22 protein-coding genes are annotated in these 24579 nt (G+C 70.6%); 17 read left to right on the forward strand and 5 right to left on the reverse strand.

Annotated elements, in window-relative coordinates; translation table 11 throughout:
* Positions 1-25: 25 nt before the first annotated feature.
* The 3 genes from secY to map are packed head-to-tail and all read left to right on the forward strand — an operon-like array spanning position 26 to position 2775.
* Positions 26-1348, forward strand: coding sequence for a preprotein translocase subunit SecY (secY, locus tag EDF23_RS05915; RefSeq protein WP_111083457.1), 1323 nt, complete (start codon positions 26-28; stop codon positions 1346-1348).
* Positions 1345-1935 carry an adenylate kinase gene (locus EDF23_RS05920; RefSeq protein WP_123293144.1) on the forward strand — a complete coding sequence of 197 codons (591 nt, stop codon included), beginning with the start codon at positions 1345-1347 and terminating at the stop codon, positions 1933-1935. Before secY ends, EDF23_RS05920 begins: the two co-directional genes overlap by 4 nt.
* Before the next feature lie 6 nt (positions 1936-1941).
* Complete coding sequence (map, locus tag EDF23_RS05925) at positions 1942-2775, forward strand: type I methionyl aminopeptidase (RefSeq protein WP_131921064.1); 834 nt, start codon at positions 1942-1944, stop codon at positions 2773-2775.
* A 129-nt stretch (positions 2776-2904) separates the two neighbouring features.
* On the opposite strand, the gene EDF23_RS05930 is transcribed toward map, so the two are convergent.
* Positions 2905-4191 carry an LCP family protein gene (locus EDF23_RS05930; RefSeq protein ID WP_165901022.1) on the reverse strand — a complete coding sequence of 429 codons (1287 nt, stop codon included), beginning with the start codon at positions 4189-4191 and terminating at the stop codon, positions 2905-2907.
* Between the two features lie 294 nt (positions 4192-4485).
* On the opposite strand from EDF23_RS05930, the gene infA reads away from it, so the two are divergent.
* From infA to EDF23_RS05970, 8 genes are all read left to right on the forward strand, one after another.
* On the forward strand, positions 4486-4707 hold the full coding sequence (infA, locus tag EDF23_RS05935; protein ID WP_017885509.1) for a translation initiation factor IF-1: 222 nt from the start codon (positions 4486-4488) through the stop codon (positions 4705-4707).
* A gap of 70 nt (positions 4708-4777) precedes the next feature.
* Complete coding sequence (rpmJ, locus tag EDF23_RS05940; protein ID WP_071276701.1) at positions 4778-4894, forward strand: 50S ribosomal protein L36; 117 nt, start codon at positions 4778-4780, stop codon at positions 4892-4894.
* A 186-nt stretch (positions 4895-5080) separates the two neighbouring features.
* Positions 5081-5455 carry a 30S ribosomal protein S13 gene (rpsM, locus tag EDF23_RS05945; RefSeq protein WP_058728274.1) on the forward strand — a complete coding sequence of 125 codons (375 nt, stop codon included), beginning with the start codon at positions 5081-5083 and terminating at the stop codon, positions 5453-5455.
* 9 nt (positions 5456-5464) lie between these two features.
* Positions 5465-5863 (forward strand): 30S ribosomal protein S11, encoded by a 399-nt coding sequence (gene rpsK, locus EDF23_RS05950; RefSeq protein WP_017885507.1) that lies wholly within the window; start codon positions 5465-5467, stop codon positions 5861-5863.
* Positions 5864-6053: 190 nt separating this feature from the next.
* On the forward strand, positions 6054-7049 hold the full coding sequence (locus tag EDF23_RS05955) for a DNA-directed RNA polymerase subunit alpha (RefSeq protein WP_071259847.1): 996 nt from the start codon (positions 6054-6056) through the stop codon (positions 7047-7049).
* 63 nt (positions 7050-7112) lie between these two features.
* Entirely contained in the window at positions 7113-7682 is a 570-nt protein-coding gene (gene rplQ / locus EDF23_RS05960) for a 50S ribosomal protein L17 (RefSeq protein ID WP_131845954.1), read from the forward strand.
* Positions 7683-7839: 157 nt separating this feature from the next.
* A complete protein-coding gene (locus tag EDF23_RS05965; protein WP_123293150.1) occupies positions 7840-8958 on the forward strand; it encodes an aromatic acid exporter family protein in 1119 nt (372 codons plus the stop codon).
* 41 nt (positions 8959-8999) lie between these two features.
* Positions 9000-12206, forward strand: coding sequence for a BTAD domain-containing putative transcriptional regulator (locus tag EDF23_RS05970; RefSeq protein ID WP_131921067.1), 3207 nt, complete (start codon positions 9000-9002; stop codon positions 12204-12206).
* Positions 12207-12216: 10 nt separating this feature from the next.
* Here EDF23_RS05970 and EDF23_RS05975 read toward each other — a convergent pair whose 3' ends face one another.
* Both EDF23_RS05975 and EDF23_RS05980 read right to left on the reverse strand, forming a co-directional pair.
* Positions 12217-13050 carry an ABC transporter permease gene (locus EDF23_RS05975; protein WP_123339476.1) on the reverse strand — a complete coding sequence of 278 codons (834 nt, stop codon included), beginning with the start codon at positions 13048-13050 and terminating at the stop codon, positions 12217-12219.
* A complete protein-coding gene (locus tag EDF23_RS05980) occupies positions 13047-14060 on the reverse strand; it encodes an ATP-binding cassette domain-containing protein (RefSeq protein ID WP_123339477.1) in 1014 nt (337 codons plus the stop codon). Before EDF23_RS05980 ends, EDF23_RS05975 begins: the two co-directional genes overlap by 4 nt.
* Positions 14061-14235: 175 nt before the next feature.
* Between EDF23_RS05980 and truA the strand changes: the two genes are divergently transcribed.
* From truA to glmM, 5 genes are all read left to right on the forward strand, one after another.
* Positions 14236-15123, forward strand: coding sequence for a tRNA pseudouridine(38-40) synthase TruA (gene truA / locus EDF23_RS05985; protein ID WP_243648823.1), 888 nt, complete (start codon positions 14236-14238; stop codon positions 15121-15123).
* 81 nt (positions 15124-15204) lie between these two features.
* Complete coding sequence (locus tag EDF23_RS05990) at positions 15205-18294, forward strand: ExeM/NucH family extracellular endonuclease (RefSeq protein ID WP_207895446.1); 3090 nt, start codon at positions 15205-15207, stop codon at positions 18292-18294.
* A 331-nt stretch (positions 18295-18625) separates the two neighbouring features.
* Complete coding sequence (rplM, locus tag EDF23_RS05995; RefSeq protein ID WP_071259898.1) at positions 18626-19072, forward strand: 50S ribosomal protein L13; 447 nt, start codon at positions 18626-18628, stop codon at positions 19070-19072.
* A gap of 36 nt (positions 19073-19108) precedes the next feature.
* Entirely contained in the window at positions 19109-19594 is a 486-nt protein-coding gene (gene rpsI / locus EDF23_RS06000; RefSeq protein WP_111083442.1) for a 30S ribosomal protein S9, read from the forward strand.
* Positions 19595-19616: 22 nt separating this feature from the next.
* Positions 19617-20990 carry a phosphoglucosamine mutase gene (gene glmM, locus EDF23_RS06005; RefSeq protein WP_123936954.1) on the forward strand — a complete coding sequence of 458 codons (1374 nt, stop codon included), beginning with the start codon at positions 19617-19619 and terminating at the stop codon, positions 20988-20990.
* Between the two features lie 210 nt (positions 20991-21200).
* Here glmM and coaA read toward each other — a convergent pair whose 3' ends face one another.
* Together coaA and EDF23_RS06015 are read right to left on the reverse strand one after the other, a co-directional pair.
* Positions 21201-22145: a type I pantothenate kinase gene (gene coaA, locus EDF23_RS06010; RefSeq protein WP_131921069.1), complete on the reverse strand. Its 945-nt coding sequence runs from the start codon at positions 22143-22145 to the stop codon at positions 21201-21203.
* A gap of 27 nt (positions 22146-22172) precedes the next feature.
* Positions 22173-22658, reverse strand: coding sequence for a glutathione peroxidase (locus tag EDF23_RS06015; protein WP_111083439.1), 486 nt, complete (start codon positions 22656-22658; stop codon positions 22173-22175).
* Positions 22659-22728: 70 nt separating this feature from the next.
* On the opposite strand from EDF23_RS06015, the gene glmS reads away from it, so the two are divergent.
* The gene (glmS, locus tag EDF23_RS06020) at positions 22729-24576 is read left to right on the forward strand and encodes a glutamine--fructose-6-phosphate transaminase (isomerizing) (RefSeq protein WP_123936953.1); all 1848 of its coding nucleotides are present in this window, start codon (positions 22729-22731) and stop codon (positions 24574-24576) included.
* Positions 24577-24579: the final 3 nt, after the last annotated feature.

A 24579-nucleotide genomic window follows, 5' to 3' on the forward strand; every position in this document is an offset into this window, starting at 1 on the left:
CCGGTCCCAGAAGTTCGGAGTCCTCGTGTTCAGAGCGGTCGCGCGCATCATGCGCACCCCTGATCTTCGCAAGAAGATCGGCTTCACCCTCGCGATCATCGCGCTGTTCCGGCTCGGGTCGTACATCCCCGCACCGTTCGTCGACTACGCGGCCGTGCAGAGCTGTCTCGCCAGCGCCTCGTCGTCCGGCGGTCTCTACGACCTGATCAACCTGTTCTCCGGCGGCGCGCTGCTGAAGCTCTCGGTCTTCGCGCTCGGCATCATGCCGTACATCACGTCGTCGATCATCGTGCAGCTCCTGCGCGTGGTCATCCCGCACTTCGACTCCCTCTACAAGGAGGGCCAGTCCGGTCAGGCGAAGCTGACGCAGTACACGCGCTACCTCACGATCGCGCTGGGCGTGCTGCAGTCCACCACCCTGATCACGGTCGCCCGCTCGGGTGCCCTCTTCGGCACGAACGCGTCGTCCTCCTGCTCGTCGATCATCTCGAACGACAGCTGGTACGCGATCATGCTCATGGTCGTCACGCTGACCGCCGGTACCGGCCTCATCATGTGGATGGGCGAGCTCGTCACCGAGCGCGGCATCGGCAACGGCATGTCGCTCCTCATCTTCACGTCGATCGCGGCGCAGTTCCCGTCGGCGCTCTGGGCCATCGAGCAGTCGCAGTCGTTCGAGCTCTTCCTGTTCGTCATCCTGGTCGGACTGGTCATCATGATGGCCGTCGTGTTCGTCGAGCAGTCGCAGCGGCGGATCCCGGTCCAGTACGCCAAGCGCATGGTCGGCCGACGCACGTACGGCGGCAACAACACGTACATCCCGATCAAGGTGAACATGGCCGGCGTCGTGCCCGTCATCTTCGCGTCGTCGCTGCTGTACCTGCCGGCCCTGGTCGCGCAGTTCAACAAGCCCTCGGACGGCTCCGAGCCCGCGGCGTGGGTCACCTGGATCGAGAACAACCTCGTCTCCGGCGACAACCTGTTCTACATGGTGCTGTACTTCCTGCTCATCGTCGGGTTCACGTACTTCTACGTGGCGATCACCTTCAACCCTGAAGAGGTCGCCGACAACATGAAGAAGTACGGCGGGTTCATCCCCGGCATCCGTGCCGGTCGTCCGACCGCCGAGTACCTCGACTACGTCCTCACCCGGGTGACGCTGCCCGGCTCGCTCTACCTCGGTTTCATCGCGCTCATCCCGCTGGCAGCACTGGCGCTGTTCGGCGCGAACCAGAACTTCCCGTTCGGTGGCGCGAGCATCCTGATCATCGTGGGTGTCGGTCTCGAGACCGTGAAGCAGATCGACTCGCAGCTGCAGCAGCGTCACTACGAAGGGCTTCTCCGTTGAGCGCACGTCTCATCATCGTCGGACCCCCCGGAGCGGGGAAGGGCACCCAGGCCGGACGGATCGCCGAGTCCTTCGGGATCCCGGCCGTCTCGACGGGCGACATCTTCCGCAAGAACGTCGCAGAGGGCACGCCGCTCGGTGTGCAGGCCAAGGCGATCATGGACGCCGGCGACTACGTGCCGGACTCCTTGACGAACGAGCTCGTGAAGTCGCGCCTGAACGAGGCCGACGCAGCCGAGGGGTTCCTGCTCGACGGGTACCCCCGCACGGTCGGGCAGGTCGAGTACCTCGACGCGCTGCTCGCCGAGCAGGGCACCGGGATCGACGCGGTCGTGCAGCTCGTCGCCGACCAGGACGAGCTCGTCGGCCGGTTGCTCAAGCGTGCCGAGCAGCAGGGCCGCAGTGACGACAACGAGGAGACGATCCGTCGTCGCCAGCAGGTCTACACCGAGCAGACCGCCCCGATCGTCGGCGCCTACGGCGACCGCGGTCTCGTGCTCGACGTCGACGGCCTCGGCGCGATCGACGAGGTCGGCGACCGCATCCAGGCCGCGCTGTCGGCTCGCGGGCTGACAGCGGGCGTCTGACCCGGCGTGGTCCGCTTCCGCAAGCCCTCGATCTACAAGACGCCGGACGAGCTCCGCGCCATGGTGCGCCCCGGGCTGCTGACCGCCGAGGCGCTCGACGCCGTGCGTGCGGCGATCCGTCCCGGCATCACGACGGGTGAGCTCGACGCGATCGCCGAGCGGACGATCCGCGACGGCGGCGGGATCCCGAACTTCCAGCTCGTGCCGGGCTACCGGCACACGCTGTGCGTGTCCGTGAACGACGAGATCGTGCACGGCATCCCCGGTGACCGCGTGCTCGCTCCCGGTGACATCGTGTCGGTGGACGCCGGTGCCGAGGTCGACGGCTGGAACGGCGACAGCGCGTTCACCACGGTCGTCCCCGGTGGTGACGCCGAGGTGTCCGCAGCACGCCAGACGCTCTGCGACACCACGGAGCGCTCGCTCTGGCACGGCATCGCGGCGCTCGCCCACGCGAAGAACCTGCACGAGGTCGGTTCCGCGGTCGAGGACGCGATCGACGAGACCGGCGCCTGGGGCATCGTCGAGGACTACACGGGGCACGGCATCGGTCGCTCCATGCACGAGGACCCGCCGGTCTTCAACTACCGCGTCCGCGGTGCCGGTCCGGCGGTGAAGCCCGGCCTGGTGGTGGCCATCGAGCCGATGGTCACCGCGGGCACGATCGACAGCTCGACGGACGACGACGACTGGACCGTCCGCACGATGGACGGCGGGGATGCCGCGCACTGGGAGCACAGCGTCGCGGTGCACGCCGACGGCGTGTGGGTCCTGACGGCCGCCGACGGCGGTGTTGCGGGCCTGGCCCCGCTGGGCGTGACGCCCGTCCCGATCCCGTAGGACGGGCCTCCAGGCTGCCTCGGTCGCGACGGCCAGGAGGCGCGGGTCGTCCCCGCCTCGTCGCCCGCCCTGCGCAGACGCGTCTGCCCAGTGCCCGGAGGGCGTCGCGCCGTCAGCCCTGTCCGGCGGTCAGTTGCCGACGGAGCAGGTCTGCTCGGAGGCGCTCTGCCCGGTGATCGACGACGGCAGCGGGGTCGACGTCGCCGTGCTCGTGGCGGACGAGCTCGGTGCGGACGACGTCCCCGACGATGCGCCGCTCGACGCGGGCGCCGACGCTGTGTCGGACGGTGTGGTGCCGGTCGACGGTGCGGTCGTCGCGGTGCCCCCGGCGGTCGGTGACTCCTCGGACGCGCGCCCGGTGCTCGAGTCGCTCAGCGAGGACTTCACGTCGTTCTGCAGCGCCACGTTGAGCGTGTGGGCGGTCTCCTGGTCGACGATCACCCGCGCGCTGTCGTCGGGGTCGTCGGCGACGGGGTACTGCACGAAGAGCATGTTGGCGGTGCTCATGCCGCGCAGTGCCGAAGCGAGGCCGACGAGGGTGCGGGTCTGGGCCAGGCCGTCGGACAGCGTCATGTTCGACAGGGCCGCGCCGGCGAGCTTGTAGAGCGTGATGGGGTTCGACAGGGTCCCGTCGGAGGTGACCTTGCGGAGCAGCGCCGACAGGAACACCTGCTGCGAGCTGATCCGGGCCAGGTCGCTGCCGTCGCCGACGCCGTGGCGGGTGCGCAGGAAAGCGAGGGCGTCGGAGCCCTCGAGGTTGTGCGAGCCGGCCGTGAGGTGCAGCCCGGTGAAGGTGTCGTCGATCGGCTCCGCGACGCAGACGTCGACGCCGCCCAGGGCGTTCGACATCTCGATCACGCCGTCGAAGGTGATGAGCCCGGCGTAGGGGATGCTCAGGCCGGTGAGGTTCTCGACGGTGTCGACGACGCACGAGACGCCACCGTTGCCGAGCGCCGTGTTGAACATGGCGGAGGTCGAGGCCGGGTACGTCGTCCCGCTCGCGGGGTTGGTGCAGGCCGGGATCGGGACCATCAGGTCGCGGGGGAAGCTGACCGCGGTGAGCTGCTGGTGGTCCTCGGAGATGTGGATGAGCATCGTGACGTCGTTGCGGGCGCCCTCGACGTCCTCGTCGGAGTCGAACTGTCCGACGCGGGTGTCGCTGCCGATGAGCAGGATGTTCGCCCCGCCCTTGATCGCCGTGATGTCGGCGGTCTTCGCGGTGCTCTGGTCGTCGGTGCTGAGCTGCACGGTCTGCGGTGCGGTCGCCAGCTGGGCGCCGGCGATGGCGGCGACGCTCGTCCCGCTCACGAGCACGACGGCCAGCGCCGAGGCCACGACGGTCACGAGCGTGGTCCAGCCGCGACGGCGGGCCTGCTTGCCGTGTGCGGCGAAGGGGCGTCGTGTGGCGTCGGGCACGTGGTCTCCGTTCGGTGGTCCGCGCAGGGTACGTGGGCGGCGGACGTGGCTGCGGAGCAACGCTACGGTCCGGGCACAAGCTCCGGCCCGGAGCACGCCGTCAAACCACTGTGGAACACTCAGGCGTGCTCGCGGAAGCCCCAGGTGAGGGGGCGTGCCGCGCCTGCACTTGGCAATTGCGGGTTTACCACATAGGATCGATCTTTGGTGTGTCATGCCCTCTCGGGTGTGGCGACCGACCCGCAGACCGGTTCGGGGATCACACCTGTTCCACAACCAAGCGACAGTGAGGCTATGGCCAAGAAAGACGGCGTCATCGAGATCGAAGGCTCGGTGCTCGAAGCTCTGCCCAACGCGATGTTCCGCGTTGAGCTGACGAACGGACACAAGGTCCTCGCGCACATCTCCGGGAAGATGCGCCAGCACTACATCCGCATCCTCCCCGAGGACCGCGTGATCGTGGAGCTGAGCCCGTACGACCTGACCCGCGGCCGGATCGTCTACCGCTACAAGTGATCCGCGAGCTGGAAAGGAACGGCTCGGCAATCCTGCCGCGCACGAAGCCAGCGAGCACGAGGAAAGAACAATGAAGGTCAACCCCAGCGTCAAGCCCATGTGCGAGCACTGCCGAGTGATCCGCCGCAAGGGCCGCGTCATGGTGATCTGCAAGAGCAACCCGCGTCACAAGCAGCGCCAGGGCTAGTCCCGGGCGCGTGACCGGCGCCGACGCTGTCCCTCGGACAGCAGGCTGCTCGAGCACGACCCACAACTGAAGATCGACAACGCAGTACCAGAACCCGGTCGCACGACGGCCGGGGGACACCTCGGGTCGGAGGCCCGGGCACCGGTACTGCTCCACACCTCCATCGACAACAGGAGCAGCCATCACATGGCACGTCTAGCAGGCGTCGACATCCCGCGCGAGAAGCGCGTGGAGATCGCACTCACGTACATCTACGGCGTCGGCCGTACCCGCGCGGTCCAGGCACTCGCCGAGACCGGTATCTCCGGTGACATCCGCGTCAAGGACCTGACCGACGACCAGCTCGTCGCCCTCCGTGACTTCATCGAGGGCAACTTCAAGGTGGAGGGTGACCTCCGCCGCGAGGTGGCAGCCGACATCCGTCGCAAGGTCGAGATCGGTAGCTACGAGGGTCTTCGCCACCGTCGTGGTCTCCCGGTGCGCGGTCAGCGCACCAAGACCAACGCGCGTACCCGCAAGGGACCGAAGCGCACCGTGGCAGGCAAGAAGAAGGCTCGATAGGAGACCCCGATGGCTACCCCCAAGACTGCCGCGCGCAAGCCGCGCCGCAAGGAGAAGAAGAACGTCGCAGTGGGCCAGGCCCACATCAAGAGCACGTTCAACAACACGATCGTCAGCATCACCGACCCGTCGGGTGCCGTCCTCAGCTGGGCGTCCTCGGGTGCCGTGGGCTTCAAGGGTTCGCGCAAGTCGACGCCGTTCGCGGCGCAGCTCGCCGCCGAGTCCGCTGCGCGTCAGGCGCAGGAGCACGGCGTCAAGAAGGTCGACGTCTTCGTGAAGGGTCCGGGTTCGGGCCGCGAGACCGCGATCCGTTCGCTCCAGGCCGCTGGCCTCGAGGTCGGTTCGATCAACGACGTCACTCCGCAGGCGCACAACGGTTGCCGCCCGCCGAAGCGTCGTCGCGTCTGACGCGAGGAGCAACCGGCCGCGCCCTGCTCGTCCCCTGACGGGGTCGGGCAGGGCCCGCGGCCATTCCTGGTCGTTCGATCGCGCACATCGGTGCGCGTGATCACAACTCAACAGACCCGTCGGGGCCCACGCGGCCCCGTCGTACCGCCAAGTGTCATATAGCGGACACTTCGCCGAAAGGAATCCCACAGTGCTCATTGCACAGCGCCCCACCCTGACCGAGGAGTCGATCTCCGAGCACCGCTCGCGCTTCGTCATCGAGCCGCTCGAGCCGGGCTTCGGTTACACCCTCGGCAACTCGCTGCGCCGCACGCTCCTCTCCTCGATCCCCGGCGCGGCTGTCACCAGCATCCGCATCGACGGTGTCCTCCACGAATTCAGCACCGTTCCCGGTGTGAAGGAAGACGTCACCGAGATCATCCTCAACATCAAGAGCCTCGTCGTCTCCAGCGAGCACGACGAGCCGATCACCGCGTACCTGCGCAAGCAGGGTGCCGGTCAGGTCACCGCAGCGGACATCTCCGCTCCGGCCGGCGTCGAGATCCACAACCCGGAACTCGTCATCGCGACCCTGAACGACACCGCGCGGTTCGAGCTCGAGCTCACGATCGAGCGCGGCCGCGGCTACGTCTCGGCCACGCAGAACCGTTCCGAGTTCTCCGAGGCCGGTCAGATCCCGATCGACTCGATCTACTCGCCGGTCCTCAAGGTCACCTACCGCGTCGAGGCGACGCGTGCCGGTGAGCGCACGGACTTCGACCGCCTGGTCGTCGACGTCGAGTCGAAGCCGGCGATCACGCCGCGCGACGCCATCGCGTCGGCCGGTCGCACGCTGGTCGAGCTGTTCGGGCTCGCTCGCGAGCTCAACACGGCCGCAGAGGGCATCGAGATCGGCCCCGCGCCGGTCGACGCTGTCCTGTCGAACGAGCTGCAGACGCCGATCGAGGACCTCGACCTGTCGGTCCGCAGCTACAACTGCCTGAAGCGCGAGGGCATCAACACGGTGTCCGAGCTCGTCGCCCTGTCGGAGACGCAGCTCATGAACATCCGCAACTTCGGTCAGAAGTCGGTGGACGAGGTCAAGGACAAGCTCACCGAGCTCGGCCTGTCCCTCAAGGACACCGTCCCCGGATTCGACGGCGCCCACTTCTACAGCGGGTACGACGAGGACGAGTCCAACAACTGATCTCGCGCTCACGCGCAAGCGCGCTGACACCGCGCGCACCACTTTCACCACTGGAGAACTGACATGCCGAAGCCCACCAAGGGCCCCCGCCTCGGTGGCGGTCCCGCTCACGAGCGCCTGCTCCTGAGCAACCTCGCCAACGCCCTCTTCACGCACGGTCGCATCACGACCACCGAGACGAAGGCCAAGCGCCTCCGTCCGGTCGCCGAGCGGCTCATCACGTTCGCGAAGCGCGGCGACCTGCACGCTCGTCGTCGGGTCATCGCGACCCTGCGCGACAAGTCCGTCGTGCACACGCTGTTCACGGAGATCGCCCCGCAGGTCGAGGACCGTCAGGGCGGCTACACCCGCATCACGAAGCTCGGCTTCCGCAAGGGCGACAACGCCCCGCTGGCGTCGATCGAGCTCGTCCTCGAGCCGGTGTCGGGCACGCCCGCCCCGGTGAAGCGCACCGCGGCTCCGGCCGCCGCCGCTCCGGTCGAGGAGCCGGCTGCCGACGAGACCACCGAGGAGGCCCCGGTCGAGGAGACCGAGACCACCGAGGAGTCCGCGCCGGTCGAGTCGGAGACCGAGACCGAGGCTGCCGCCGAGGTCGAGGCCGACGCCGCCGAGAAGAGCGACGACACCAAGTAGGACCCCGCGTCACCACGAAGCCCCCGCGACCCAGGTCGCGGGGGCTTCGTCGCGTTCGGGAGCGCTACCCCTGCTCCCCGACGTCCGGAGAACGCAGGACCGTCGCCTTCCCAGTGGGCGCCCCGTAGCGTGTCCGCCCGACAGGGAGAGTCACCACATGGAGTTCCAACACATCGCGGGCGTCGGTCGCCGCGCGTGGCGGTGGAGCCGTACGTCCGGCACACAGCCGCGACTGCTGCACGCAGCCAAGGCCGCCGGCGCCGCGGCACTGGCCTGGTTCATCGCCAGGCACGTGCCCGGGGTCGCGTCCGACTACCCGTACTACGCACCGCTCGGGGCGATCGTCGCGATGCAGACGACGGTCTACGCGGGGCTGCGCAACGGCATCCAGACGCTCGTCGGCATCCTGCTCGGCATCGCCGTCGCGGGCTTCACGATGATCGTGGGCGACCCGGGGATCCTCGCCGTGGCCCTGGCGGTCGGCATCGGCGTGCTCGTCGGCGGGTTCCGGGTGCTCGGCGAGGGCAGCACCTGGGTCTCGACGGCGGCGCTGTTCGTGCTGCTCGTCGGCGGGGCGAACGCCGAAGGCTACTCGTTCGGGTACCTGGTGCAGATGGGCGTCGGCGTCGTCGTCGGCCTGCTCGTGAACTTCCTGGTGTTCCCGCCGCTGCACTTCTGGGACGCCGAACGTCGGATCGACGAGGTGAACGCCGTGTTGGCCGAGCACCTCGAGGGGCTCGCGCGCGTGCTGGAGACCGGCAAACGCGACGAGGACGCCTGGAACCGGCAGCAGGACAAGCTCGACCGTGCGATCGCCGACGTGCGCGCGCGGGTGTCCGTCGCGCACGAGAGCCGGAAGATCAACCCCCGCGGGGCGCTCCGCGGGTCACGGGCTCGGCTCCAGCAGGACGGGGCACGCTTCCGGGCGCTCGAACGGGTCGCCTGGTACACGACGGACCTCACCGAGCTCGTCGCCCGGTCGGGTCCGGTGTCGGCGAACATCGGGCGTCCGGATCCGGCGTTCACCGAGCCCCTCACGGAGGCGCTCCGTCAGCTCGCGTGCATGATCCGCGGGGAGTGCCCCGAGGACGAAGGCGACAAGGCGATCGAGCGACTCGAGCAGGCGCTCGACGCTTCGCGCGAGAACCCCTCGCACGTCGCGGTGACGGCGTCCGCGCTCGTGGCGCTCCGCGGCATCGTGGAGTCCGAGCGCCGTGCGACGGACAACCTCGACACCCGCACGGGGCCGTCGGCGTTCCACCGTCCGCGCGGCTGACGCGAGGACCCCGTGACACCGGCGCTCCGTAGACTCGCACCGTGACCGTCCCGCCCCGAATCAACGTCCTCGGACCGGTCACGGTGACGGGTGCGGACGGCCGGCAGTCGCCGGTGCCCGGTGCGCTCGCTCGGTCGTTCGTGACGGCGCTGGTGCTCGCGCGCGGCCACGCCCTGACCACCGAGTCCCTGATCGACGACCTCTGGCCGGACGTGCAGCCGCGGGGTGCCCGTGCGGCGCTGCAGACGCTCGTGTCCCGACTGCGCCGGAGCGTGGCGGACGGCCTCGTGGTGTCGACGAGCACCGGGTACGCGTTGGGCGGCGACCCCGAGGACGTCGACCTCGCCCGCGCCGAGCGTGCGGTGGGCGAGGCAGAGCCGGCAGCGGTCCGTGCCGCCCTCGACCTCTGGCGTGGTGAACCGGGCGCCGACGTCGACGGCGACCTGGGCGCAGCACTCGCGGACCGTGCGGCAGCGCTCCGGCGGACACTCCGACGCGCGCTCGGCGGTGCACTGCTCGACGAGGGCGACGCCGACGAGGCCGCCGCACTCTGGGCAGCAGAGGCCGTCGCCAACCCCTACGACGAGGTCGCGGTCGCCGGTTCGATGCGTGCCCTCGCCGCGGCCGGCCGCACGAGCGAGGCCATCGCCGCCTTCGCAGCGCACCGTGACCGGCTCGCCGACGAACTCGGCGCCGACCCCTCGGCCGACCTGGTCCGCCTCAACGCCGAGTTGCTGCGTCGGTCCGGCCCCGCCACGGGCAGCGTCCGCCGCGTCGGCCTGCGTGCTGCGCCGAACACCTTGGTCGGGAGGGAGGCCGACCTCGCCGCCGTCTCGGACCTGCTGTCCGCCGGACGGCTGGTCACGATCCTCGGTGCGGGTGGGCTGGGGAAGACCCGCCTCGCGCAGGCGGTCGCCGCCGGCCTGCCGCCGACACAGGGCGTCGTCGTGTTCGAGCTCGCGCCGCTCGCCACGGCTGACGACATCGTGCCGGCCCTCGGCGCGCTGCTCGGGATCGCCGAGTTCCGTTCCACCAGGTCGCTCCGGGACGCCGTCGCGGCCGACCTGCGCACCCGGGTCGTGCGGGCGCTCGCCGACGGGCCGACCGTGCTCGTCCTGGACAACTGCGAACACCTGGTTGCCGAGGTCGCCGCCTTCGCCGCGGACCTGCTCGCGACCGTGCCCGAGCTGCGGATCCTGACGACGTCACGCGCGCCGCTCGCCATCGCCGGCGAGGTCGTGGCTCCCCTCGCGCCCCTGCCCGTCGAGGCCGACGGGGCAGCCGTCCGGCTGTTCACCGAGCGGGCGCGGGCCGCACGACCCGGAGCCGTGCTGCCGGTGGACGCGGTGCGCCGGATCTGCACGCGGCTCGACGGGTCACCGCTGGCCATCGAGCTCGCGGCCGCACGCATCCGGGGGATGAGCGCCGACGAGATCGAGCGCCGGCTGGACGACCGGTTCGCGCTGCTGCGCGGCGGCGACCGGAGCGCCCCGGAGCGGCACCGCACCCTGCTCGCCGTGATCGAGTGGAGCTGGCGCCTGCTCGACGACGGGGCCCAGGACCTGTTGACCCGGCTGGCGCTCTTCCCGGACGGACTCGCGGTCGACGCCGTCGAGGCCGTCGCCGCCCCGGACCGCCGGGCCGACGCGCTCGACGACCTCGCCGAGCTCGTGGAGCAGTCGCTCGTGCAGCTCGTCGAGCACGAGGGCGAGCCCGTGCGGTACCGGCTGCTCGAGACCGTGCGGGAGTTCGGTGCCGCCCGGCTGGGGGACCGCGGCGCCACCGAGGCCGTCCGAGCGGCCATGATCGGCTGGGGCCGTGGGTTCGCGGCCGAGCGCAACCTCCTCACCATCACGGGTTCCGCCCAGCTCGAGCGGTTCCGCGAGGTCGCCCGCGAATCCGACAACCTCGTCACGCTGCTCCGCTGGAGCCTGGCGGCCGACGACACCGCGGCGGTCGCGCACCTGTTCGCGGCCCTCGGCGGCTACTGGTCGCTGCGCGGTGCCCACGGTGAGGTCGTCGCACTCGGCCCCGAGGTCGTCCCGGTCCTGCGCCGTACCGGACCGGCGATCGAGGACCGTGCCGCGACCGTGCTCGGACTCGTCGTCACCGGCGGGTCCTCCGCGTTCAGCGACAAGCGCACCGCAGCCCTGGCCGTGTCGACCCTGCGCCGCGTGATGCGCGACGGCACCACCGGGTTCGCGGTGCTCGACGCCCAGGCAGCGCTGCTCCTCACCCTGGGGCGACCGGCCGACGGGTACGCCCTGCTCGCCCGCTACCGCGACGACCCGGAGCCCGGGGTCGCCTGCCTGGCGAACATGCTCAGCGCGCCGCTCGCCGAGAACGACGGGGAGTCCGCCGTCGCCCTGCGGTACGCGACCCGCGCCGAGACGCTCTCGCGGTCGAGCGACGACGCCTGGACCACCGGGTCGATCGCCGTCACCATGACCCAGCTCCTGGCGCAGACCGGCCGGCACGCCGACGCACTGCGGTCCGCCGAGGTCGCCCGCGAGCAACTCGAACGGTTCGGGGCCGACGACGACCTGTACGAGATCGGCTGGACCGTCGGCCTCTGCGCCGCGAGCACCGGCGACGTCGTGCGCGCCCGGCAGGTCGCTGACGACCTGCAGCACCGTCCGGTCGAGGCCCGCGGCGGGTTCGACGAGGACCGGGTGCAGATCGGCGTGCTCGCGATGGCCATCGGTGCGGAGTGCTCGCGCTGGGAAGGAGCCCTCGACGACGCTGCGGCGGAGTACGCCCGCGCCTGGGACTCCGTGCTGCCCCTGCGGAAGCAGACGCCGCACTGGACGCTCATGGCGGGCTCGGCGCGGATCGCGGCGCGGGACGAGGCGGCGGTGCACCGGACCGACGGAGCCGCGCCGGGCCTCCCGGTCGACGACGTGGCGGTCGCGAGACGCCTGCGCGTCGGTGCGCTCGTGATGCTGCGCGTCCACCCGTGGTGGCTGGACCTGCCCGTGATCGGGACCGCCCTGCTCGGCCTGGCGCTCGCCGCCGCCCGTGACGGACAGCCTGAGCACGCCGCTCGCTGCTGGGGGCTGGCGACCCGACTCGGTTCGCGGCAGGACTTCGGCGTGCTCGCGCACCCACGGATGCGGTCGGTGCTGGCCGACGCCCTCGGCGACGCGGTGCTGGCGGACGCCGAGACGGCCTCGGCCGGATCGAACCGGACCGAGGCCGTATCGGAGGCGCGGCTCCTGCTCGAGGAGCTGCGGTTCCGCGTGCGCTGACCGGCGCCCGTCAGGCCTTCCGCATGTACGCGCGGACCGTCAGCGGCGCGAACACCGCGACCACGACCGCTGCGCCGAGCAGGCTGATCCAGAGGTCGACGCCCACCGTGCCGTGGTTCACGAGCTCGCGGACCGCCGTGATGAGGTGCGAGATCGGGTTCACCTCGGAGAACCAGCGCAGCCAGTCCGGCAGGGTGTCCGCCGGCACGAACGCGTTCGACAGGAACGTCAGCGGGAACAGCACCATGTTGGAGATGCCGGAGACGCTCGACGCCGTCCGCGCGACGACGCCGAAGTAGGCGAAGATCCAGCTGATCGCCCACGCGACGACGATGACCAGCAACCCGGCCAGGACGACCGCACCGAAGCCGCCGGCCGGACGCAGACCCATGATGATGCCGACCGTGAAGGTGATCGTCGTGGCGATCGCGTACCGGACGGTGTCGGCGAGCAGCGCACCCGCGAGCGGGGCGATCCGGGCGATGGGCAGGGACTTGAAGCGGTCGAAGACGCCCTTGTCCATGTCCTCGCGCAGCTGCACGCCCGTGACGATCGACGACGTGATGTTCGTCTGCACCAGGATGCCGGGGATGATGATCGGCAGGTAGCTCGCGACGTCACCCGCGATCGCACCACCGAAGATGTACGTGAACATCACGGTGAAGATGATCGGCATCAGGGTGACGTCGAACAGCTGCTCGGGAGTGCGCCGGACCTTGATCAGGCCGCGGTACGCCATCGTGAGCGACTGCCGGACGGTGGCGCCGAGGCCGGTCGCACCGACGCCGGGGCGCGGGGTGATCCGGGGCGCAGCGGTGCCCGTGGTGGTGGTGATGGTGGTCATGCGATGCTCCCTGCGAGTTCGCGGTCGGTGCTGTCGTTGTCGTCGTCGGTGCCGTCGTCGTCGGTGGTCGCCGGTGCGCCGGTGATCGTCAGGAAGACCTCGTCGAGGGTGGGCTTCTGCACGCTCATCTCGGCGAGGGTGATGCCGGCCTCGCGGAACGACACCAGCAGGTCCGTCACGCGGTCGGGGTCCGACATCGGTGCGGTGAGACGCGAGCCCTCGGGGCTGGCCACCGCGTCGACACCGAGGGTGTTCCGGACGATCGTGCGCGCGGCGTCGAGCCGGAGCGCATCGGTCAGGCGGAGCTGCAGCGACGAACTGCCGATCGAGGCCTTCAGCTCGTCGCTCGTGCCCTCGGCGACGACCTTGCCGTGGTCGATGACCGCGATGCGGTCGGCGAGCTGGTCCGCCTCGTCCAGGTACTGCGTCGTCAGCAGCACCGTCGAACCCGTCGCCACGAGCTCGCGGATGGTGTCCCACATCTGCGCACGGGTCCGGGGGTCGAGCCCCGTCGTCGGCTCGTCGAGGAAGATCAGCGGCGGCTGCGCGATGAGGCTCGCAGCCAGGTCGAGCCGGCGACGCATGCCACCGGAGAAGGCCTTGAGCGGGCGCGACGCGGCCTCGGTCAGCCCGAAGCGTTCGAGCAGCTCCACGGCCTTCCGCTTCGCGTCGGCGCGGGACAACCCGAGCAGGCGCGCGAAGATCACCAGGTTCTCGGTCGCGCTGAGCGTCTCGTCGACGCTGGCGTACTGCCCCGTCACCCCGATCAGGGTGCGGACGGTCTGCGCCTCGCGCCGGACGTCGTGCCCGAAGATCCGGGCCTCGCCGCCGTCCGCCTTGAGCAGGGTCGCGAGCATGGAGATGGTGGTGGTCTTGCCGGCGCCGTTGGGACCGAGCACGCCGTAGACCGTGCCGGCCTCCACACGGAGGTCGACACCGTCCACTGCGCGGTTCGTCCCGAAGGTCTTCACGAGGCCGGAGGCCTCCACCGCGAGCGGTGTCGTGGTCATCGAAATGTCCTTTCGTCGATGTCGAGGACGATGGTGCCGCGGGGCGCTCACGCGGCACTGACGTGGCGCTGACACCGGTGGACAGCGCGCGTCAGCGGCGCAGCGGCCTTCGGTTGTGCAGACGGGTGTCCGCCGACTGCCGGGAGGCGCGGTGCAGCCCCGGTACGGTGGTCGCGTGGACGAGACGGCGGGCCCGCAGAGCGGCGGCGAGGTTGCCGGGATCCGGCTGCGGCTGGACATCGCGTACGACGGGGCCGCGTTCTCCGGGTGGGCCCGGCAGCCCGGGCTGCGGACCGTGCAGGGCGCGCTCGAGGCCGCCCTTGCCACCGTCTTCACCCGGTGGGGCGAGCCGCCACTGCTCACCGTCGCCGGACGCACCGACGCCGGCGTGCACGCCACCGGCCAGGTCGCCCACCTCGACCTGTCCGCCGAGCAGTGGGACGCGCTCAGCGCCAAGCGCGGCACGGGGCGCTCGCCGCTGGACGGGCTCGTCAAACGCGTGAACGGCATCGCGGCACCAGAGGGCGACGTCGTCGTCACCCGGGCGTCGGTCGCACCCGACGGGTTCGACGCACGGTTCTCGCCGCTCTGGCGACGGTACGAGTACCGGATCGCGGACGCCGACGCCCCGCGCGATCCACGTCGGCGCGGGCACACGGTCTGGCACGGGGCGAGCCTCGACCCGGCAGCGATGGAGCGCGGTGCGCTGACGCTGTTGGGGCTGCACGACTTCGCGACGTTCTGCAAGCCGCGCGAGGGCGCGACGACCATCCGGACGTTGCAGGAGTTCCGCTGGGACCGCGAGCCGGACGGCGTGCTGGTGGCGCGCCTCCAGGCCGATGCGTTCTGCCACTCCATGGTGCGCGCGATGGTGGGGGCGACCATCGCCGTCGGCGAGGGGCGGTTCGGGCCGGAACGGCTCGAGGAACTCCGCGTCGCCGAGACGCGGACGAGCGCGTTCAAGACCGCTCCGGCGAAGGGGCTGACCCTGACCGAGGTGGGGTACCCGGCCGACGCGGAGCTCGCGGGGCGGGCGGAGCAGACGCGGGCGCGGCGGGAGTGAACGCCCGGTCCTGATGTTGCCGAACGCAATCATTTACCTCGACGCAACCTGAGGGACTCCGCAGGTCGGTAGCGTGCGGGCATGCCCAACTCCCTCGGGCGCACTCTGCTGTGCGCCACGGCTGCCGCGACACTCCTCGCGGCCCCGCTCGTCACCGTCACCGCAGCGACCGCGAACCCCGAGGGGAGTGGCCTCGTCATCGAGGAGGCCTACCTGAAGGCGGGCAGCAACGGCGCCTTCTACAACCAGAAGTTCATCGAGATCGGCAACCCGACCGACGCCCCGGTGTCGCTCGACGGCTGGTCGCTGCAGTACCGCTCGGCGACCAGCACCGGCGCCTTCTCGACGAGCGCGCTCGAGGGGACGGTGCCGGCCGAGGGCACGTTCCTGGTGTCGATGGCCGGCAACGGCGGCGCCACCCCGGTCGGAGCGGATCTGCCGACGGCGGACGACACCGCCTCGCTGAACCCCTCCGGAACCACGGGCACGCTCGTGCTGTCCGACGCCTCCACGCCGGTGGCGCTCGCCGCGGGTCCCGTGACGACCGGCACCGCTGGCGTCGTCGACCTGCTCGGCTACGGCGCCTCGAACACCTTCGAGGGCACCGTGCGCACCGTCGAGGGTGCGAACGCCGTGCCGAACGGCCTGGTCCGCCAGGGCACCACGGACACCGACGACAACGGCGCGGACTTCTCGGTGACGACGACCCTGACCCCGCGGAACGCCGCGGGTGAGACGGCTGCGCCGACCGACCCGACCGAGCCCACCGACCCGACCGACCCCGGCGCCCCCGCCGAGGCCGTGACCATCGCCCAGCTGCAGGGCACCACGGACACCTCGCCCTACGCCGGCAAGACCGTCACCACCGACGGAGTCGTCACCGCGGTCTACGCGTCCGGCGGCTTCAACGGCTACACGATCCAGACCCCGGGGACCGGCGGCGCGATCGACCCCGGCACCCACACCGCGTCCGACGCCGTGTTCGTCTTCTCGTCCGCGACCGCCGGGCTGGTGGCCGAGGGCGACCACGTGCGGGTCACCGGTGCGGTCTCCGAGTACTTCGGCCTGACCGAGCTGACGGTGTCGGGGGCATCCTCGCTCGAAAAGCTCAGCGACGCCGTCGTCGCTCCGCAGCCCGCCGCGGTCGCGTTCCCGTCGTCGGACGCGCAGCGCGAGTCGCTCGAGAGCATGCTCATCGCCCCGCAGGGCTCCTTCACGGTCGCCGACAACTACACGACGAACCAGTACGGCGAGGTCGTGCTCGCCAGCGGTGCCGGCCGCCTCGTCCAGCCGACCGAGGTCGGTCGTCCGGGCAGCGCCGAGGCGACGGCCGCCGCGGTGTCCAACGCCGCGCGCAAGGTCACGCTCGACGACGGTGCCAGCACCAACTTCCTGACGAAGGCCAACCAGGGCATCCCGGTGTCCTGGCTCACCCAGGGCCCGGTCACCGTCGGTGCGACCGCCACGTTCGAGGGTCCGGTCGTCCTCGACTACCGCAACAGCGGGTGGAAGTTCCAGCCGACCGCGCCGATCACCGGTGCGACCCCGGCGGCGGACCTGCCCGCGTCGTTCTCGAACGTGCGCCAGGCGAAGCCGCAGGACGTCGGCGGCGACCTCAAGCTCGCCGGGTTCAACGTGCTGAACTACTTCCCGACCACGGGTGACCAGCTCACCGGCTGCTCGTACTACACCGACCGTGCGGGCGACCCCGTCACGGTGAACTCCGGCTGCGACGCCCGCGGTGCTGCCGAGGAAGAGGACTTCCTGCGCCAGCAGGTCAAGATCGTCAAGGCGATCAACGGCCTCGGTGCCGACGTCGTCTCGCTCGAGGAGATCGAGAACTCGGCGCGCTTCGGCCAGGACCGGGACGCCGCGGTCGCCACGCTCGTCGACGCCCTGAACGCCGCCACCGGCGAGGACACCTGGGCCTACGCGAAGTCGCCCGCGACCGTCCCGGCGAGCGAGGACGTCATCCGCCTCGCGCTCATCTACAAGCAGGACCGCGTCGAACCCGTCGGCGAGTCGACGATCCTGCTCGACGACGCCTTCACGACCGCCCGGCAGCCCGTCGCGGACGCGTTCCGCCCCGTCGGCGGCACCGCGGACGACGACTTCCTGGTGATCGCGAACCACTTCAAGTCGAAGGGCTCCGGCACCGGCGAGAACGCCGACCAGGGTGACGGCCAGGGCGCCTCGAACGCCGACCGGGTGCGCCAGGCGAAGGCCCTCGTGACCTTCTCCACCGACATGCAGGCGCAGTACGGCACCGACAAGGTGTTCATGCTCGGCGACTTCAACGCCTACAGCAAGGAGGACCCGGTGGTCGTCCTCGACGACGCCGGCTACACCGACCTCGGCCCGGCGCTCGACGCCACCGAGTACTCGTACGTGTTCTCCGGCCTGAGCGGGTCGCTCGACCACGTGTTCGCGTCCCCGGCCGCCACCGAGACGGTCACGGGCGTGGACATCTGGAACATCAACTCGGTCGAGTCGGTGGGTCTGGAGTACAGCCGCTACAACTACAACGCGTCGGACCTGTACACCGACGACGTGTTCCGCGCGAGCGACCACGACCCGATCCTGGTCGGGTTCGACCTCGACGCTGCGGGCACGGACCCCGGCACCGACCCGACCCCGGTGCCGACCCCGACCCCGACGCCGGGTGACGGCGGCACTAGCCCGACCCCGACCCCGACGCCCACGTCGAAGCCGACTCCCGCTCCGACCCCGTCGGCTCCGGGGGCGGTGCCGCCGGTGGCCCCGTCGGAGACCGGTCTGACCGACGCGAACCGCGGGAGCGTCTCGGCGCCGTCGTCGGCTCGTGCGGGGGAGACCATCACGGTGACCGTCGGCACGCAGTACGCGGGTGACGTCGTGAACGTGTGGCTGTACTCGACGCCGACGCTGCTCGGCACGGTGACGGTCGCTGAGGACGGCACGGTGCGCGTCACGATCCCGTCGGACACCCCCGCTGGTGCACACCGCCTCGCGGTGACGGCCGCGGACGGGAGCCTGATCGGCTGGACCCCGATCACGATCACCGCTGACGGGCAGCTCGCGTTCACGGGTGCCGAGGGCCTCGGTGCCGGTGCGCTCATCGCGTTCCTGCTGCTCGCCGCGGGTGCGGGTGTGCTGATCGTCCGCCGTCGCAAGGCGGCGGCTGCGGAGTAGTCCCCACGCCCCACTGGGGTACTTCGTGAGCAGGAATGGTCGGGTTCGCCGTGCGCGACCCGACCATTGCTGCTCACCATGCGGGGGTGGGCGCGACCCACGGACGGACGGGAGGCCCGTGGCCAGGCCGCCACGGGCCTCCCGTCCGACAGTGGCTGCGTTTGACCGACGCGACCCACGTCGGCTAGGCTCTCACCTTGGTCTGTGCGCCACGCGCGCCGGACAGTCAGATGAGCCCTCCATCCGGGCGTTCCGCCGGCTTCTGCCGTGGGGAACCCCGACCGGAGTGGGATTCACGGACTCCTCACCTCGACACGAAAGCAGCACTCCTGTGACTCGCACGTTCTCACCGAAGCCGGCAGACGTCCAGCACGACTGGATCGTCATCGACGCGACCGACGTCGTCCTCGGCCGTCTCGCCACCCACGCCGCGGCGCTCCTGCGCGGCAAGCACAAGGCCACCTTCGCCCAGCACATGGACATGGGTGACTACGTCATCATCGTGAACGCCGACAAGGTCGCCCTGACCGGTTCGAAGCTCGCGAAGAAGGTCTACTACCGCCACTCCGGGTACCCGGGCGGCCTGACGGCGACCTCCTACCCGGAGATGCTCGAGAAGCACCCCACCCGCGCCGTCGAGAAGGCGATCCGCGGCATGCTGCCGAAGAACACCCTCGGTCGCGAGCAGCTCAAGAAGCTGAAGGTCTACGCCGGCGCGGAGCACCCGCACTCCGCGCAGCAGCCCAAGGCGTACATCTTCGACCAGGTCGCACAGTAGTTCCGGCCACGACGACTTCAAGGACACAGAAAACTCATGGCTCAGATCGCTGATTCCCTCGACCAGACCCCGGAGAGCTTCACCACGGAGAGCGCACCCGCCGCTGCCGAGGCTGCTCCCCGTCAGATCCTCAACGTCTCCGGCGGTGCCGTCGGGCGCCGCAAGGAGGCCATCGCGCGCGTTCGCCTCGTTCCGGGCTCCGGCACGTTCGTCGTGAACGGTCGCTCGCTCGAGGACTACTTCCCGAACAAGCTGCACCAGCAGCTCATCAACGACCCGTTCAAGGTCCTCGAGCTCCTCGGCTCGTACGACGTCGTCGCCCGCATCACCGGTGGCGGCCCCTCGGGTCAGGCCGGCGCACTCCGCCTCGCCATCGCCCGCACGCTGAACGAGATCGACCGCGAGAACAACCGCGCGACCCTCAAGAAGGCCGGCTTCCTCACCCGTGACGCCCGCGTCATCGAGCGCAAGAAGGCCGGTCTCAAGAAGGCCCGCAAGGCTTCGCAGTTCTCGAAGCGCTAGTCGTCACCGGCTGAAGATCGCAATGCCGCGTCTGTTCGGTACCGACGGGGTTCGTGGTCTCGCCAACGGCGAGCTGACGGCCGCGCTCGCACTGGGTCTTGCCCAGGCGAGCGCGGCCGTTCTCACACACGGACACCATGCCGACGCCCGCCGGGCGTCCGGTCGACCGCGCCCGCGCGCGGTCCTCGCGCGTGACCCGCGCGTCTCCGGCGAGTTCCTCGGTGCCGCCGTCGCGGCCGGGCTCGCTTCCGCCGGCGTCGACGTGCTCGACGCCGGAGTCATCCCCACCCCCGCTGCGGCGTTCCTCGTCGCGGACATCGACGCCGACTTCGGCGTGATGATCTCCGCGTCGCACAACCCTGCCCCGGACAACGGGATCAAGTTCTTCGCCACGGGTGGTCGCAAGCTGCCGGACGAGGTCGAGGACCGCATCGAAGCGGCCATGCACGACCACTCCGCGCCGACCCCCACCGGCATCGACGTCGGTCGGATCACCCGGTTCGCCGACGCCGAGGACCGCTACGTCGTCCACCTGCTCGGCACGCTGCCGCACCGGCTCGACGGCATCCACGTCGTGCTCGACTGCGCCAACGGTGCTGCCGCCGGCGTCTCGCCCGAGGTGTTCGTGAACGCCGGGGCCCGCGTGACGCTCATCGGCGCCGAGCCCGACGGCTGGAACATCAACGACGGCGTCGGCTCGACCCACATCGACAACCTGTCCCGCGCCGTCCTGGCTGCCGGCGCGGACATCGGCATCGCGCACGACGGCGACGCCGACCGCTGCCTGGCGGTGGACGCCGCGGGCAACGCCATCGACGGTGACCAGATCATGGCGATCCTGGCGCTGTCGTTGCAGGAGCGCGGCCGGCTGAAGGACGACACCCTCGTCGCGACGGTCATGTCCAACCTCGGGCTGAAGCGCGCCATGGCAGACGCGGGCATCACGGTGATCGAGGCCGGCGTCGGCGACCGCTACGTGCTCGAGAAGATGAACGAGGGGGACTACTCCATCGGTGGCGAGCAGTCCGGCCACATCATCTTCAACGAGTACGCCACCACGGGCGACGGCATCCTGACCGGGCTGCACCTGGTCGCCGAGATGGCGCGCACCGGGAAGTCGCTGCAGGAGCTCGCCTCGTGCATGACGGTGTTCCCGCAGGTGCTGCTCAACGTGCGCGGGGTCGACCGGCACGGGCTGGCCGACCAGGGTGTGCAGGACGCGGTCGCCGCGGCTTCAGCAGCGCTCGGTGACACCGGTCGCGTCCTGCTCCGTCCGTCGGGCACCGAGCCGGTCGTGCGCGTGATGGTCGAGGCCGCCTCGCAGGACGACGCCCAGCGCATCGCCGAGGAGCTCGCCGCCGTCGTGCAGGAGCGCCTGGCGCTCGACGCCGCGTAGGGCGGGCGCGACTTCGCGCTGCGCGCGCGCCGCGTTCGCGCCCCGCTGCGGTCGTTGCGCCCCGACTCTTCGGGGCGCGATGCCCGTACCGGGGCGCAATCGGGCGAGCACGCGACCGCGTCGCGCCCCGCTTGCGTCGCGCGCCCCGACTCTTGGGGGCGCGACGCCCATACCGGGGTGCAAGCCCGCGCGCACCCGCGCGCGCCCGCGCTAGATCTTGCGGAGCAGGACCGAGTTCACCTTGTGGTCGGCAGCCTTCTTCAGCACCAGGGTCGCGCGGGACCGGGTCGGCAGGACGTTCTCGAGCAGGTTCGGCTCGTTGATCGCCCGCCAGACCTCGGTCGCCGTCCGGACCGCGTCGTCGCGCGACAGTGAGGCGAACCGGTGGAAGAAGGAGTCCGGGCTCGAGAACGCCTCTTCCTGCAGGGCCAGGAACCGGTCGACGTACCAGGCCTCGATGTCCTTGGTCTTGGCGTCGACGTAGATCGTGAAGTCGAACAGGTCGGACAGCGCGAGCCGCCCGTGCACCGGCGGGGCGAGCACGTTCAGGCCCTCGACGATGAGGATGTCCGGCTGGCGGACGACGATCTCGGCGTCTGGCACGATGTCGTAGACCAGGTGCGAGTAGTACGGCGCCCGGACCTCGGTCGCGCCGCTCTTCACCTGGCTGACGAACCGCAGCAGGGAGCGACGGTCGTAGGACTCCGGGAAGCCCTTCCGGTCCATGATCCCGCGACGCTCGAGCTCGGTGTTCGGGTACAGGAAGCCGTCGGTGGTCACCAGCTCGACGCGTGGGGTGTCCGGCCAGCGCTTCGTCAGCTCGCGGAGCAGTCGGGCGACGGTCGACTTGCCGACGGCGACGGAGCCCGCGACGCCGATGACGAACGGCGTGCGTCCGGCGCGGTCACCCAGGAACGCCGATGTCGACGCGTGCAGGTTGCGGGCGCCGGCCGCGTAGAGCGTCAGCAGCCGTGACAGCGGGAGGTAGACCTCCTGCACCTCCTGCATGTCCAGCCGGTCGCCGAGCCCGCGCAGCTGCACGATCTCGGTCTCGGTGAGCGACAGGTGCTCCTTGGGTGCGAGCTGCGACCACTCGTGCCGCGGGATCTCCACGAACGGGGTCGGGTGCGCGACGGCGGTCTCCGGGATCGGCATGGGGACGAGCGTACAGACGGGTGACCGTCAGGCGGGCAGGGCGGCCTCGATGGCCGCGATCACCTCGGGAGCGTCCGGCTTCGTGGTCGGACGGAAGCGCGAGACGGTGCCGTCGGGGGCGACGAGGAACTTCTCGAAGTTCCAGCTGACCCGACCGGCCTTGCCGTCGGCGTCCGGGGTCTCCTTGAGCGCCTGGTAGAGCGGGTGCGCGCTCTTGCCGTTCACCTTGACCTTCTCGGACATCGGGAAGGTGACGCCCCACGTGGTGGAGCAGTACTCGTCGATGGCCTCGGACGAGCCGAGCTCCTGCAGGAACTGGTTGCTCGGGAACCCGAGGACCGTGAAGCCGCGCGGGCCGTACTGCTTCTGGAGGGCCTCGAGCTGCTCGTACTGCGGAGCGAGACCGCACCGCGACGCCACGTTCACGACCAGCACCGCCTTGTCCGCGAACGAGCCGAACGTGGTGTCCTCGCCGTGCAGCGTGGTGATGGCGATGTCGTCGAAGCGTCCCATGGCCGAAACGTTATCCCCAGCCCTGCTGCTTCGCAGGGTCCGCGCTCAGGCAGACCGTAGGATCGCTTCCATGTGTGGAATCGTCGGCTACGTCGGCAGCAACAGCAGCCAGGACGTCCTCCTCGGTGGCCTCCGTCGCCTCGAGTACCGCGGCTACGACTCGGCGGGCATCGCCGTGGTCGATCCTGCGGGGGACCTCGTCTCCGCCAAGAAGGCGGGCAAGCTCCAGGCCCTCGTCGACGAGCTCGAGTCGTCGCCGATCCCGGACGGCACCACGGGCATCGGGCACACCCGCTGGGCGACCCACGGCGGCCCGACGGACGGCAACGCCCACCCGCACCTGGCCGACGGCGACAAGCTCGCCCTCATCCACAACGGCATCATCGAGAACTTCTCCGAGCTGCGCGCCGAGCTGCAGGCCGAGGGCATCGAGTTCCGCAGCGAGACCGACTCCGAGGTCGCCGCGCACCTGGTCGGTCGGGCGTTCCGCGAGACCGGTGACCTGACCGCCGCCATGCAGCAGGCCGTGCAGCGACTGGACGGGGCGTTCACGCTCCTCGTCGTGCACGCCGACCAGCCCGGCGTCGTCGTCGGCGCCCGTCGCAACTCCCCGCTCGTGGTGGGCCTGGGCGACGGCGAGAACTTCATGGGCTCGGACGTCGCCGCGTTCGTCGCCTACACACAGCGCGCGCTCGCGATCGGTCAGGACGAGATCGCCACGATCCGCCCCGACCGCGTCGACGTCATCCACTTCGACGGCACCCCGGCCACCCCGAGCGAGTTCGAGGTGAACTGGGACGCCTCCGCCGCCGACAAGGGCGGCTGGTCCTCGTTCATGGCGAAGGAGATCAGCGAGGAGCCCGAGGCCGTCGCCAAGACGATCCTCGGCCGCGTGCACGACGGTGCCGTCACCCTGACCGACCTCGACCCGATCGCCGAGCGTCTGGCCACGGTCGACCGCGTCATCGTGATCGCCTGCGGCACCGCTGCGTACGCCGGCATCCTCGGCAAGTACGCCATCGAGCAGTGGGCCCGCATCCCGGTCGAGGTCGAGCTCGCCCACGAGTTCCGCTACCGCGACCCGGTGCTGAACGACCGCACGCTCGTCGTCTCGATCAGCCAGTCCGGCGAGACCATGGACACGCTCATGGCCGTCAAGTACGCCCGCGAGCAGGGCGCGCAGGTGCTGTCGATCTGCAACACCCAGGGCGCGACGATCCCGCGCGAGTCCGACGCCGTGATCTACACGCACGCCGGGCCCGAGGTCGCCGTCGCGTCGACGAAGGCCTTCATCGCCCAGGGCGTTGCGCTGTACCTCCTGGGGCTGCACCTGGCCACCCTTCGCGGCACCATGACGGCGGAGCAGATCGCCGAGCAGGTCGCCGAGCTCGAGGGCCTGGCCCCGAAGCTGCAGCAGACCATCGAGGACGCCGCTGGCATCAAGGACCTGGCGCGCTGGATGGCGGACACCCGCAGCGTGCTGTTCCTCGGTCGCCACGTCGGCTACCCGATCGCGCTCGAGGGTGCGCTCAAGCTGAAGGAGCTCGCGTACATCCACGCCGAGGGCTTCGCCGCAGGTGAGCTCAAGCACGGCCCGATCGCGCTCATCGAGCCCGGGCAGATCGTCTTCGTCATCGTGCCGTCGCCGCGTGACCCGCGGTCGCTGCACCCGAAGGTCGTGTCGAACATCCAGGAGATCCGCGCCCGTGGTGCTCGAGTGATCGCCATCGCGGAAGAGGGCGACGCCGCCGTGCTGCCCTTCGCCGACGAGGTGCTGCGCATCCCGCTCGCGACCCCGCTGTTCGAGCCGCTGCTCGCCGTGGCGCCGCTGCACATGTTCGGCATGGAGCTCGCCGCGGCCAAGGGCCTCGACGTCGACCAGCCGCGCAACCTCGCGAAGTCGGTCACCGTCGAGTAGTCG

It is taken from the genome of Curtobacterium sp. PhB128 (genome assembly GCF_004340725.1).
GTDB lineage: Bacteria > Actinomycetota > Actinomycetes > Actinomycetales > Microbacteriaceae > Curtobacterium.